General features: G+C 33.9%; 9 protein-coding genes. 5 read left to right on the plus strand and 4 right to left on the minus strand.

Translation table 11 applies throughout. The annotated features are described in order from the left end of the window. Positions 1-6: 6 nt before the first annotated feature. Both DR980_RS04260 and DR980_RS04265 read right to left on the minus strand, forming a co-directional pair. Positions 7-2,985: a SusC/RagA family TonB-linked outer membrane protein gene (locus tag DR980_RS04260; protein ID WP_244199254.1), complete on the minus strand. Its 2,979-nt coding sequence runs from the start codon at positions 2,983-2,985 to the stop codon at positions 7-9. A 701-nt stretch (positions 2,986-3,686) separates the two neighbouring features. Next, positions 3,687-5,693, minus strand: a complete 2,007-nt coding sequence (locus DR980_RS04265; protein WP_244199255.1) for a glycosyl hydrolase family 95 catalytic domain-containing protein — start codon at positions 5,691-5,693, stop codon at positions 3,687-3,689. A gap of 196 nt (positions 5,694-5,889) precedes the next feature. Between DR980_RS04265 and DR980_RS04270 the strand changes: the two genes are divergently transcribed. The 5 genes from DR980_RS04270 to DR980_RS04290 all read left to right on the plus strand — a co-directional run bounded on the left by DR980_RS04270 (position 5,890) and on the right by DR980_RS04290 (position 12,236). Beyond that, on the plus strand, positions 5,890-7,479 hold the full coding sequence (locus DR980_RS04270) for a glycoside hydrolase family 32 protein (RefSeq protein ID WP_113634023.1): 1,590 nt from the start codon (positions 5,890-5,892) through the stop codon (positions 7,477-7,479). A gap of 47 nt (positions 7,480-7,526) precedes the next feature. Next, positions 7,527-8,855: a sugar porter family MFS transporter gene (locus DR980_RS04275; RefSeq protein WP_113634024.1), complete on the plus strand. Its 1,329-nt coding sequence runs from the start codon at positions 7,527-7,529 to the stop codon at positions 8,853-8,855. A gap of 2 nt (positions 8,856-8,857) precedes the next feature. Beyond that, entirely contained in the window at positions 8,858-9,742 is an 885-nt protein-coding gene (locus DR980_RS04280) for a carbohydrate kinase family protein (RefSeq protein ID WP_113634025.1), read from the plus strand. Positions 9,743-9,952: 210 nt separating this feature from the next. Beyond that, positions 9,953-10,972, plus strand: coding sequence for a LacI family DNA-binding transcriptional regulator (locus tag DR980_RS04285; RefSeq protein ID WP_113634026.1), 1,020 nt, complete (start codon positions 9,953-9,955; stop codon positions 10,970-10,972). A gap of 232 nt (positions 10,973-11,204) precedes the next feature. Then, on the plus strand, positions 11,205-12,236 hold the full coding sequence (locus DR980_RS04290) for a LacI family DNA-binding transcriptional regulator (RefSeq protein ID WP_113634027.1): 1,032 nt from the start codon (positions 11,205-11,207) through the stop codon (positions 12,234-12,236). A gap of 11 nt (positions 12,237-12,247) precedes the next feature. Here DR980_RS04290 and queG read toward each other — a convergent pair whose 3' ends face one another. Both queG and ruvB read right to left on the minus strand, forming a co-directional pair. Next, positions 12,248-13,171, minus strand: a complete 924-nt coding sequence (gene queG / locus DR980_RS04295; RefSeq protein ID WP_113634028.1) for a tRNA epoxyqueuosine(34) reductase QueG — start codon at positions 13,169-13,171, stop codon at positions 12,248-12,250. Positions 13,172-13,307: 136 nt separating this feature from the next. Further along, complete coding sequence (ruvB, locus tag DR980_RS04300) at positions 13,308-14,330, minus strand: Holliday junction branch migration DNA helicase RuvB (protein ID WP_113634029.1); 1,023 nt, start codon at positions 14,328-14,330, stop codon at positions 13,308-13,310. Between the last annotated feature and the right edge of the window lie 57 nt (positions 14,331-14,387).

Below are 14,387 nucleotides of genomic sequence, written 5' to 3' on the forward strand. Positions count from 1 at the left end.
TTTTAATTAAAATGATACATTAAGACCAACAGCGATGCTTTTTTCTCTTGGATATGATAAGTATTCCATACCTGCCGAAGGTACTCCGTTTAATGATTTATCTGTATCAACCTCAGGATCAGAACCTGAATAGCTGGTGATAATAAATAAATTAGAGGCATTTACATAAAAACGAGCTGATTTCATTTTAAACCTCTCTATTACATCTCCTTTAAAAGTATATCCCAAAGTTAAATTCCCCATTCTGAAGAAATCACCTTTTTCTAAATACCTAGTAGATGGTGCGGAAACATCAGCCGTCGATTGAGGCGATGTAGCTACTTCCAGCGTTATGTTTTTACCTGGATCACCACTAAATGCACTTTTAGCGAAATTAGCATTGGTTGTGTTATTATAGATGTAATGACCAAATGCACCATAGAAAGAAGCACTAGTATCAAAGCCTTTGTAAGCTAAAGAAGTAGTAAAACCAACATTGATTTTAGGTAAAGGTTGCTTGTCTAATAATTTTTTTGCAGCTGTACCTAAACCCGTATCGTTACCGGCTGCATCTGCATAAATAGACATCCCATCAGCATCATACCCTCTCCACTCATAAAGATAATAAGTATATGCAGGGTAATTAGTTGTAACTACCTGAGCGTAAGCTCCAGACAAACCTTGACCATTTAACGCTCCTGTAGCAATGAATCCAGGAAAGTTTTTCACCTCGTTTGATAAGAATGAAGCATTCCCTGAAATATCCCATGTCAAATCCTCCGTATTTATTACGTTGTAGTTTAAAGAAACTTCAACCCCTTTATTGATTAAGTTACCCGCTAAGTTTACAAAACGTGGCGCTGGCGGACCCGGCTGAGAAGAGGCCGCTGGAACTGGAAAGATTAAATCTTTTGTATCTCTTTGAAAATAATCTACAGAACCAGTCAATTTGTTGTTAAACAACTCGAAATCTGCTCCTACACTATAGGATTTAGTGGTTTCCCATCTTAAATTTTCATTTGCGTTAATTTGCTCACCTTGACTTCCATCTAATGCATATGAAACTCTTGCAATTGCTGAGTTAGGTGCAAATTCCTGGTTTCCTGTGATACCATAACTACCTCTAAGTTTAAGACTATTCAACAATCCTTCTTTATCTTCAATAAATTTGTATGCAATACCTGCGGAAGGGAAATAGTCGTATTTATTATTCTTTCCTAATTTAGTAGAACCATCAGAACGCAAAGTAGCCGTTACAATTAATTTTTTGTACAAAGTAGCATTTACTCTACCAAAATAGGACTGCAATTCTACTCTATTTCTAAATGAATTAACTCTAAACTCACTTCTTATACCACCTTCGATATTGTCAATTAAATTAGTTTGCAAAGGACTATATCCTTTACCGATAGCAGTACTTCCATCAACAGTGTAATCGTAATATGAATAACCCACTAAGGCATCTAAATTAAAATTATCGCTAAAATCATTATTATAATTCAAGGTATGCTCAAAAGTTCTGTTGAATTTATTCAAGTTAGAAATACTTGCCTGACCAAATTTAGTAACTGAAGTAAGAGGATCTGTTGCTTGAGCAACATTCGTGATTTGAATCGTTGGCAATAACTGACTTTTTCTGCTTGAATTTGAACTCTCTACACCAAACAAAAATTGGTATTTCAATTTACTATTGATTTTCCAAGTAGTATTAATACTAGCTAATAATTTGTTAGTGTTTGTGTAATCTTTGTATGCATCTAGCAATTGAACAGGATTCAAATAATCATTTCCTACAAAAGTGTAAGATCCGTCCGGAGCATATATAGGAAGAGTTGGATTCCAGTATAAAGCTGCTCCCATAAGATTCCCAACAGCTCCAGCATTATTTGATAATAAAGTAGCCTCATCTTTCAAAGAAGCATAAATAACTCTTTGCTCTATTTTTAATGCACCATTGAAGTAGTCATTTGAATTGTAGACAGTAGCATTATATTTGTCTAATCCTGTATTTTTTACGATACCATCCGTACTTGAAGCACCTAAGGAAATTCTAGTATTCGAGTTTTCAGTAGTTTTAGCAAAAGACAGATCATGATTCGTTGAAAAACCATTTCTCAAAACAGCATCTTCCCAATCATAAGTTCTAGATCCCTTATCTATACCACCAGCAGCAACAAATTGATTTGCATCCATAACATCCAGTTTACCAGACATTTTGCTAAATTGTACAGATGAGCTATAACTTAATTGTGGTACATTCGATTTTCCTTTTTTAGTTGTTATAACGATTACTCCATTAGACCCACGAGAACCATATATTGCAGTAGAGGAAGCATCTTTCAATACACTGATACTTTCTATATCATTTTGATTCACAAAGTTTAATGGATTCTTAGAGGAAGAAGTTCCTAAAAGATCATCCCCACCACCAGAAACATTTCCTCCATCCAAAGGTACACCATCAATAACAATCAATGGACTGTTACCTGAACGGATAGAAGAGTTACCACGAACTCTAATTGCAACTCCAGCACCTGGCTCTCCGCTGGATTGTGTAACTTGTACTCCGGCAACCTTACCTCTTAATAATTGAGCAGGTGAAGGAGAAGAGACATTGTCAAAATCTTTTGCACTAATTTGATCAACTGCACCAGTTGCATCTTTCTTTCTAACTGAACCGTAGCCTATAACTACAACTTCTTTTAATTCAGCTGAGTCTTCTTTTAATACTACATTAACTGTGCTTTTACCTGCTACATTTAATTCTTCAGTTTTGAGACCAATGTAACTAAAAACTAAAACTGCATTTGAGCCAACATTCTTGATAGTAAATTTTCCATCGAAATCAGTTTGCGCTCCATTTGTTGTTCCTTTCACTAAGACAGAAGCCCCTGGAAGCGGACCGCTGCTATCAGATACTGTACCGGACACATCTTGTGAATACGTCAAACTTGTACAAAGTACCGTTAGAAACACCATCAAGCCTTTAATTAGACTATTTTTCATACGTAATAAATAAGTTGGTTAATAATTTGTTTAAATGGTTTGTTTAAATATTAACATCAAACATAAATATAAATTTATGATAATATTAAGATATTAACAAACTATAACGTTTTCGTTGTGTCGAAAACGTTTTCGATTTTAAAATTAATCCTTTAAAAAATTAATACTAAAATTATATTAAACATAAAAAAAAGGCAATAAAAAAGACATTATTGTACTTTAATGGCTTTTTTGGTAAAAATCAATTGCATTTTTGTTAATAAAAAAGCTTTTTACAAAATAAGATTGCGAATTATTCATCATAATGAAGTTTTTTAGAATAAATCAATAATTTAGATTGGGTTCCATTAAAAAACGAATATTATCAATCTAAAAATATCATATTCATTTATTTCGATGTGTTTTGACTGCTAAAAATATCACATTTATAAAACGTATTGTTATGAAAATTTAACACTTTTAAAATTAAAAATTTGGAAGAAATATCTTAAAAAAAATTAATACTTTCGCCTATTCGCTTTTATTTAAATTTTAAAACAGGTATTTACACTTATCCTTTCAACAGTTGTTTAGTGTGCATTTTAAAAAAAAAATTTAAAATAAATAATCTCATTGGACATAAAAAAGCCACGAATACGAATTACAATCCTATAAAAAAGAAATGCAACTGCTATTCGTGGCTTAAAAAACTTACTGAAGTATTACTTTATTACTATCGTTTTATTATCGACTCCAAGACCTATAATCTTAAGTGATTTCCATTGTTTTGGCAACAGTCCTTTATTGTATTTCAATCCCAAGTCCGTTTGTTCTACTCCGCCAAAACCGTAAATAACCGCTTGAAGCATCGCTCCAGCTCCTGTAGCAAAATATGGATTATTACTATTCGCAGATTCCGAAAACACTCCAAAAGGTGGTCGACTGTTTGGCAAATAGGATTTTACAAAATAACTATACGCTTTTTCTTTGTCGCCTAAACGTGCATACAAAACTGATAAAACTCCGGAAGCCATTGCCGGTCCATCCTTTTTATCAATTTTTTCAGCGTAATATTCTAAATCTCTTTTTATTTGTTCTTTGTCTGTGATTACGTGTAAAGGATATGCTAACAAGTTCACATCAGCTTGTTTGATCATTTGCCCTTGATACCCTTTATAATTTTGTGTAATTCCTTTTTCAGTATGTATTGCCAATTTTTCCGAAACGGCTGCCCATTTTGGATTTATTGGTTCACCCAAAATAGTTGCTGCTTTAATGGTATTTTTTAAAGACTCAATAGCGGATGCATTTGTAAAAGCATTATCGTCTACGTGCTGTGCATATTCGTCGGCACCAACAACATTTAAAATTGAAAAACTTCCATCCTGATTTTTTACAACACGACTTACCCAAAAATCAGCTGTTTCTTTTAGAACTGCCCATTCTTTTCTTAACCAAGATTTATCTTGAGTGTAGGCGTAATAATTCCAAAAAGCGATCGAAACATCCGCAGTGATATGCTGTTCGAAAATACCGGTCAGTGCCCAAGTTGGTGTTGCTTCTTCCCCAGTATCATCAGATTCCCAAGGATACATTGCTCCTTTATACCCATAAATAAACGCTTTTTGTTTTGCTTTTTGCAAACGGTCTGAACGGTAATCTAAACAAGATTTTGCCATATCCGGTTGCAATGCCAAAAGTGTTGGATACATCCAAAGTTCTGTATCCCAAAAAATATGTCCGTTATATCCTTGCGATGACAAACCCATTGGAGCAATACTTTGTCTGGTTTCAGGACGGATATACGAATATAAATTGTACAATGCAAAACGAACCCGTTGCTGTGCATCTAGATCACCTTCAATTTGTATGTCGCCCGTATTCCATAACTCAGCCCAAGCTTGTTTGTGTCGGTTCAATAATTTATCAATTCCTTCCTGTAACGCATAAATGGGTTGTCTTTCAGATTCATTCAAAGGATCTGTAACATCTTTTGAAGTACAAATTCCTCCTGCTATTGCAAAACGATATTTTTTTCCTTTCAAAAGTTTTTTGGTAAACCCAACTTCCTTACCCGATTGTTTTAAAGTTTCACTTTCACCATCAAAAAGAAAAGTGGTTGAAGCCGCAACAGTATATTTACCCGTAAGCGTTTTGGCGGTTGTTCCAAAAACTGGCATTAAATATTGATTGTCTTTCAAAATCCTAAACTGACTTTTGGCATCTTTCAATTCGTCAGGAACAACCATATAATTGTTAGCCGTAATTTCTATATCCTTAATAGGAGTGATTTCGACAATTGCCATAGCTGAAAAAGGAATAGCTCTATTGGCTAAAATCGTGTAATTAATCGTGGCCAAATCTTTAAATGAAAAAGACGTGGTACTTGTTCCCTCTTTCATCGAAATAACCTGACTCCAATTATCGATATTGTCTGATTTAATTTCTTGATTATTGATATCCAAATGCAGATTCAGAAATTCTATTCCACGAACTATTCTGCTGATTCCATTTTCGGGACTTCCGTCATAAACACCATTCAGAATAATTTCTTTCGTTTTTAAAGGCGTATCGTCTGTAACAATTCCTATTTGACCGTTGGCCATAGCAACCCCAAAATAATTTTCTCTTGAATTTGCGAATAAATGCCACTCATCTGATTTGCTTTGGCTAAAAGCGACAGGACTTAATAAGAGCATGAAAAACAAACTTTTAACTGTTGAAATCATAGTTTAATTTTTTAATAATATTTTCAAACATATATATTTTTTTCGTTAAAATATTGAATAATTTCAGATACTGGGTCGAATACAAAACGAAAACGTTTTCGACTTATCAAAAACGTTTTCGATAACACAATTATGTTTAATTAAAGAATATAATTCTATTTTTATGTAAATAATATAATAATTAAACCTTATTTTAATGAAGTTCACAAATAAAACACTCCCCTTTTATTTACTATTCGGAGCCTCTATATTCTTGTTTTCCTGTAAAAAAGAAGCGGAAAATGAAGTTATTTCCATAGCTTCTTCCGAAAGTATAAAAACTGATTCCACGGTGCAATACAAAGAACCTTATAGAGCACAATTTCATTTTTCTCCAGAAAAAAAATGGATGAATGACCCCAACGGAATGGTTTTCTACAAAGGAATTTATCATTTGTTTTACCAATATTATCCTGAAGACATTGTTTGGGGACCGATGCATTGGGGACATGCAACAAGTACGGATCTAATCCATTGGAAACATAAAAAAATCGCTTTGTTTCCTGATAAATTAGGAATGATATTTTCAGGAAGTGCCGTTGTAGATTTAGAAAACACTTCTGGTCTTGGAACAAAAGAAAACCCGCCAATGATTGCCATTTTTACCTATCACAACATGGAAGGTGAAAAAGCGGGAAGAACAAACTATCAAACGCAAGGAATGGCATATAGTCTGGATGAAGGCGAAACTTGGATGAAATATGATGGAAATCCAATTGTTAAAAATTCCGGTATAAAAGATTTTAGAGATCCTAAAGTATTCTGGAATACCGAAACCAATCTTTGGAATATGGTATTAGTCGCAGGCGATCATGCGCAATTTTACACTTCAGAAAATTTAATTAATTGGAAATTCGAAAGTGAATTCGGTAAAAATATAGGAGCGCACGGCGGTGTTTGGGAATGTCCTGATATTTTTAAATTAAAAGTTGCCGGTTCCAATGAAGAAAAATGGGTTTTACTTATCAGCATCAATCCTGGCGCTCCAAATGGAGGTTCCGGAACACAATATTTCGTAGGTGATTATGATGGTAAAATTTTTAAAACCTCCCAAAAAGACATCAAATGGATTGACAATGGCGCTGATAATTACGCAGGTGTCACATACAATAATACTCCTGACAATAAGCGAATATTCATAGGCTGGATGAGTAATTGGTCCTACGCCAGAGACACGCCTACAAAAAAATGGAGAAGCGCGATGACACTTCCACGAGAACTATCGCTTGCAAAAATAAATGGTGATTATGTACTGAAAAACACTCCTGTAGAACAGTTCAAAAAACAAGGAACTACAGCCTTTACCAAAGATGAAATCATCCTAAAAGCGAATCATAAAACGACATTTGATTATCAATATTTGAATCAGTCAGCAGTACAATTGAATGCTAAAAATGAAAATTTAAAATTGGTTTTTTCCAATGAAGTAAAGGATTCTCTGGTTATCAATTACGATGCGAAACTAAAGACTTTTACTGTAGACCGAAGACATTCCGGAATAGTAAATTTCGAAAAAAGTTTTGGAGAAAAAATTCACAACACCGAAATTCCGAACATTACTAGCGAAACAATCGATTATCAAATTATAGTAGATTGGTCCTCAATTGAAATTTTTCTGAATGGTGGGGTATACAATTTTACGGAACAAATTTTCCCTAACAAACCGTACACCAAACTCAGCATTCAATCGGATAGGAATCAAGAAATTAAAAACCTTACCATTTCTAAAATAAAAGGAATCTGGTAGAAAAATTCTTTTATAACAACCAAAATAATCAACCAAAAAACAAAATAATGAATAACAAAAAAATACTTTATTGGTCCATTGTCGTTGCATTTGCAGGATTTTTATTTGGATTTGACACTGTAGTAATTTCGGGAGCTGATAAACAATTGCAGCAATTATGGGGTTCTTCTGATTTGTTCCATGGATTAGTAGTAATGTCATCCGCATTATGGGGAACGGTTATTGGCGCTATTTTTGGTGCTTTTCCAACGAATATATTAGGTCGGAAAAAGACTTTAATAATCATTGGATTGTTATTTTTTGTTTCTTCCATTGGAACTGCATTTGCAAATGATCCTATTTTCTTTTCTATTTTCAGATTTCTTGGCGGAATTGGTATTGGAGCATCCACTATTGCGGCTCCAACCTACGTTTCTGAAATTGCTCCTGCAAAAGACCGCGGAAAACTGGTTGCTTTATACCAATTCAATATTGTTTTTGGAATTTTAATCGCCTTTACCTCTAACTATTATTTACAGGATATTGGAGAAAATGCTTGGCGTTGGATGTTAGGAATACAGGCTTTTCCATCCTTTATATACACAATTCTAGTATTTGGAATCCCGGAAAGTCCACGTTGGATTTTGGAATACAAAAAAGACAGAGCAAAAGCAGTCTCTATTTTGAAACAAATTAATAGTGATGCCGAAGTTGAAGCTGAAATTGCCGCTATCGAAAAAGAAACTACTCATGAAGGGAAAAATGAATCAATTTTCATGGCAAAATACAGAAAACCATTACTATTGGCTTTTTTTATTGCTTTTTTCAATCAGCTCTCCGGGATTAATGCTTTTCTATATTACGCACCACGAATTTTTGAATTGGCAGGATTAGAAAAATCAGCTTCTTTTTTAAGTAGCATCGGAATTGGAGTGATTAATTTGATTTTTACTATGATTGGAATCTCGCTAATCGATAAATACGGAAGAAAAACATTGATGTATTTGGGTTCTGTAGGATACATAATTTCTTTGGGATTAGTAACAACTGCCTTTTATTTTGAGTGGAAAGGAATGGCTGTCCCGTTGTTTTTCTTCTTGTTTATAGCCTCACATGCGATAGGACAAGGAGCCGTGATTTGGGTATTCATCTCTGAATTATTCCCGAATAAACTTAGAGCCGCCGGAACTTCTTTTGGAACTTCTGTCCACTGGATTTTAGCAGCGTTAATTCCCTCTTTTATTCCGTTTTTGTTTAAAGAAATTGGAACAACAACCGTTTTTGCCATCTTTTGCATAATGATGGTTTTCCAATTGCTTTGGGTATTTACAAAAATGCCGGAAACTAAAGGAAGAACATTAGAAGAACTATCTGAAAGTCTATCAAAAAAAGAATAACCATGACTAAAAATATAATCTGTTTCGGAGAAGTTTTGTTTGACGTTTTCCCAACACATAAAAAAATTGGAGGAGCACCATTGAACGTGGCACTGCGCTTGGCTTCACTTGGCATCAATGCCCAAATAATAAGTCGTGTTGGAAATGATGAAATCGGAAGAGAACTACTTGCTTTCATTAAAAAAAACGGAGTGGCTACCGATACGATTCAAATAGACGAAAACTTATCAACCGGACAAGTTGTTGTTCAATTAAACGAAAAAGGTTCTGCTTCATACACCATTAATTATCCGGTTGCCTGGGATAAAATTGTTTGTATTCCTGAAGACGAAATCAAGGTCAAAAAAGCGGATGCACTTGTTTTTGGTACCCTTGTATGTAGAGATTCCGTTTCGCATGCATCACTTTTAGAAATAATAAACTATGCAAAATACGCTGTTTTCGATGTTAATTTACGCGCTCCATTTTATACTAAAGAAATACTCCTCAATTTGATGATGCAGTCTGATTTTATAAAATTCAATGATGACGAATTATATGAAGTAAGTGCTTTCCTGAACTCTCCTTATCATTCATTGGAACAAAACATACTTTTTATCGCAGAAAAGACAAATACAAAACATATTTGTGTTACCAAAGGAAGTCATGGTGCAGTTTTGTATTACAATGAAAAAATGTACTACAATAGCGGTTATAAAATTGATGTTGTAGACACAGTAGGATCTGGGGATTCCTTTTTAGCCGGTTTACTTTCTAAACTATTATATGTTGAAAATCCGCAAGAAGCCATTGATTTCGCTTGTGCTTTAGGGGCGATTGTAGCAAAAAACGAAGGAGCAAATCCAAAAATTTCCAATAAAGAAATTAATGATTTTATGAATCCTTAAAAGAAATTTGAAGGTTTTACAGAGATTCTGCAGATATAAAAGACACAAAAAATTCTTTATTTGCCAGTGAATTTGCAAAGGACTCAGCAATCTGTTTTAAAATTCACAAAAGTCAACTAAACTGTTTCCTGAAAATTGATTTGCAATAAATAAATTGTAAATTCGTTTTCGAGAAGCAGTTTTTTGCTTTCACTACCAGAGAATTGAATCATGAATAACACCACTCTCAAAGAGATAGCCGCACAATTAGGAATATCGATAACTACCGCTTCAAAAGCTTTGAAAGGGTACTCTGATGTTAGTGAAAAAACAAAAAATGCGGTAATTGAACTCGCTCAAAAACTTCATTATACACCAAATAGTTTTGCGGTAAATCTGAGAACCAAAGAATCAAAAACCATAGGTTTGATAATTCCCACTCTAGTTCATGATTTTTTTTCATACGTAATTAAAGGAATTCTTGAAGAAGCAGAAAAAAGAGATTATTTAGTTATTATTTTACAATCCAATGAAAAATTAGAGTTTGAAAAAAAACAAATCGATTTACTTTTAAACAAAAGAGTAGATGGTATTTTAATGTCATTATCTAATGAAACCGGTGATTTTGATCACTTGAAATCAATCATTTCCCATAAAACTCCATTAGTACTTTTTGATAAAATTGCTAAACTTGTCAATTGTTCTAAAGTAACTATTAATGACAAAAAAGCGGCTTATGATGCCGTTTGCTATCTTATAAAAAAGGGATACAAAAAAATAGCCCATTTTAGAGGTTCTTACATGCCCCAAAATTCTATTGACCGATTTTTAGGCTACAAAAAAGCACTTGAAGATAACAATCTAACATACGATTCTTCTCTAGTTTTTGTATGTGAAAACAATGCAGATTTTCAAGACGGTTACGAAAATGCTAAAAGAGTGATGGATGAACATCCAGAAATTGATGCTATTTTCGCCGTTACCGATTTAGTTGCCATCGGAATCATTAAATACTTTAATGAAATTGGGGTTTCAATACCAGAACGAATTGCAGTTTTAGGTTTCAGTAATTGGTTTATGTCAAGCGTAATATCTCCAAAACTATCTACGATTGACCAACCTGGTTTTGAAATTGGAAGAAGGTCAGCCTCTATTCTTTTTGATGAAATCAATCTAAAAAAGAACAACTTGCCAGTAGTTTTCCAATCCATTGAACTGGAAACAAGCATAATTGAACGAGAATCAACATAAAAAATTTGAATCTTTCAACATAATACGTGCACACCTTTACTTAATTTAACGAATCGATATTAATTTGTTTATTTTGATAAAAAACAAATATATCAGATAAAAATTAATATCTTGGTAAGGAATATTTTAATGTTAAGTCGCTTTTTAAAGACATAAACTAAATAACGACAAACGTAAAATATCATTATTTCTAAAATATTTTCTTAAAATTAAATCCGTAGAAATTCGATTCATGAAAGATATCACGCTTAAGGAAATTGCAACAAAATTGGGGATTTCAATAACTACTGTTTCGAAAGCGCTTAAAAATTATCCTGATGTTAGTGAGAAAACTAAAAAGTCAGTAATTGAACTTGCGCAACATTTACATTATACACCAAACAGTTTTGCCGTAAATTTAAGAACCAAAGAATCAAAAACTATAGGCTTAATAATTCCTGAAGTAGTCCACCACTTTTTCTCAAATGTAGTAAATGCTATTATTGATCAGGCCGAAAAAAATGGATACTTGGTAATCATATTACAGTCAAATGAGACGCTGGCTTTAGAAAAAAAGCAAGTGGAATTATTAATAAACAAAAGAGTGGACGGCATCATAATGTCGTTATCTAATGAATCTAATAATGATGACCACATCAAGGAAATCATGAATCGGAAGATTCCTTTTGTGATGTTTGACAAAATTGCCAAGCTTTCAAAATGTTCCAAAGTAATCATTGACGACCAAAAAGCAGCTTTCAATGCCGTTCAGCATTTAATTGATAATGGGTGCAAAAAAATAGTTCATATTCGTGGACCGTTAAATCCCCAAAATTCAATAGATCGTTACATTGGTTATAAAAAAGCGCTGGAGAAAAACAACATTCCGTTTGACGCAAAATTAGTTTATACTTGCGAAAATGTGACTTTTGAAGAAGGAAAAGCATTTGCCAAACAAATTATTGAGGAACACGCTGATGTAGACGGGATATTTGCAATAACAGATTTAGTTGCTGTAGGTGTTTTGGCTTATTTCAATGAAAACAAAATTAATGTTCCGGAGCAAGTAGCAATAATTGGTTTTAGTAATTGGTTTATGTCACAAGTGCTGACTCCAAAATTAAGTACCGTTGATCAGCCAAGTCACGAAATGGGAATTGCATCTTTCAACTTACTACTGGAAGAAATGAATTGTCACAAAGAAGGCATTCCTTTCACCCATAAAACAGTTGAATTAAATACTCAAATCATCATCCGAGAATCTTCGATTCGATTGAAAAATTAGAATTTAAATACTTATTCAAGAAAATTAATGTTTCTTTTTATTCCTTGAAACTTCGCTCTTTTGAGTGGCGAATTTTTAAAAACTGCTTTAAATGTTTCTTCGGTTATTTCTATCCAGTCCTTTTTAGACATGGCAAGTAATTCTGGATTTGGATTAAATAAAGGTTCGCTATGCGGTTTTGAGAACTTATTCCAAGGACAAACATCTTGACATACATCGCATCCAAAAGCCCAATCATCAAATTTCCCTTTCATTTCGTGAGGAATATTTTCTTTTAATTCAATCGTGAAATAGGAAATGCATTTGCTACCGTCAACAACGTAAGGCGCAACAATTGCCTCAGTAGGACAAGCATTAATGCAGGCAGTACAAGTTCCACAATGATCCGTTGTGGGATTATCGTAGTCTAAATCTAAGTCGATAATGAGTTCGGTTATAAAGTAAAAAGAACCTACTTTCTGTGTCAATAAATTACTGTTTTTGCCTATCCAACCCAAACCACTTTTAGAAGCCCACGCTTTATCGAGTACAGGTGCGGAATCTACAAAGGCACGACCAGAAACTTCTCCGATTGTTGACTGAATAGAGAATAAAAATTCTTTAAGTTTTTCCTTGATTACAAAATGATAATCCTGCCCGTACGCATATTTTGAAATTTTATAAGAATCCGGGTTTTGCAGTTCTGCAGGATAATAATTTAGCAAAAGCGAAACAACACTTTTTGCATCATCAACTAGTAAAGTTGGATTTAAACGCTTGTCAAAATGATTTTCCATGTAGGACATTTGGCCATTTCTGTTGTTCTTTAACCAGTTTTCTAAACGTGGCGCTTCTTCTTCCAAGAAACCAGCTTTGGATATTCCACAAGACATGAAGCCGAGACGTTTTGCTTCGGTTTTGATAAATTCAGTGTATGTAGCCTTAAGATTGATAATTGAGAAATTGATATTAATAAACTTAATATGTTAGCCCTGATAGAAGCTGCATCTCCCGATTTAAAAAAACAAGGCTTTTAGCCGTAGTTTTTGTTAATGGGGAATACAGCGGATAGCAGGAAATAGCTCCTAAAAATTAGAATAAACCGCCTTGAATGTTTGTATTTAATTTGCCCAAATGCTTGTAAGCTTTATCGGTAACTTCACGACCTCGCGGAGTTCTCATGATAAATCCTTCTTGAATCAAAAACGGTTCATAGACTTCCTCAATTGTCTCGCTACTTTCAGATACGGCTGTCGCCAAAGTAGTCAATCCTACTGGTCCACCTTTGAACTTATCTATGATTGTGATTAAGATTTTATTGTCCATTTCATCCAAACCATGAGCGTCAACATTAAGCGCTTTTAAGGCATAACGGGCAATCTCAATGTCAATTGTACCATTTCCTTTTATTTGCGCAAAATCACGTACCCGACGTAACAATGCGTTAGCAATACGAGGTGTTCCACGACTTCTTCCTGCAATTTCTATGGCTGCTTCCATGGAAATTGGCATTTTAAAGATTGCAGCACTTCTTTCAACGATTGTAGTTAACAACTCTGTCGTGTAATATTGTAAACGGGAAGATATTCCGAAACGAGCTCTCATAGGAGCGGTCAACAACCCAGAACGCGTAGTGGCTCCGATTAAGGTGAACGGATTCAAATTAATTTGAACGGTTCTAGCATTGGGTCCTGATTCAATCATGATATCAATTTTGAAATCCTCCATGGCAGAATACAAATATTCTTCAACTATTGGACTCAAACGATGAATTTCATCAATAAACAAAACATCTCTTTCCTCCAGATTAGTCAATAAACCAGCTAAATCTCCAGGTTTATCCAATACAGGACCAGAGGTTATCTTGATTCCGACTTGAAGTTCATTAGCAAGAATATTAGCCAAAGTAGTTTTTCCTAAACCGGGAGGACCATGAAAAAGTGTGTGATCAAGTGCTTCATTACGTTGATTAGCAGCTTGAACAAAGACTTTCAAGTTTTCCAATATCTGATCTTGTCCAGCAAAATCATCAAAGGAAAGTGGTCTTAATTTTTTTTCAAGATCTAGTTCTTCCGAATTGTAACCGTTTGATGTTGGGTCTAAATTTTCATTCATGTAACAAAGATAGCAAAGCAATCTCGAAATATAATTTTTAAATTTAAAATGAAATAA

The sequence above is a fragment of the Flavobacterium psychrolimnae genome (assembly GCF_003312425.1).
Lineage (GTDB): Bacteria > Bacteroidota > Bacteroidia > Flavobacteriales > Flavobacteriaceae > Flavobacterium > Flavobacterium psychrolimnae.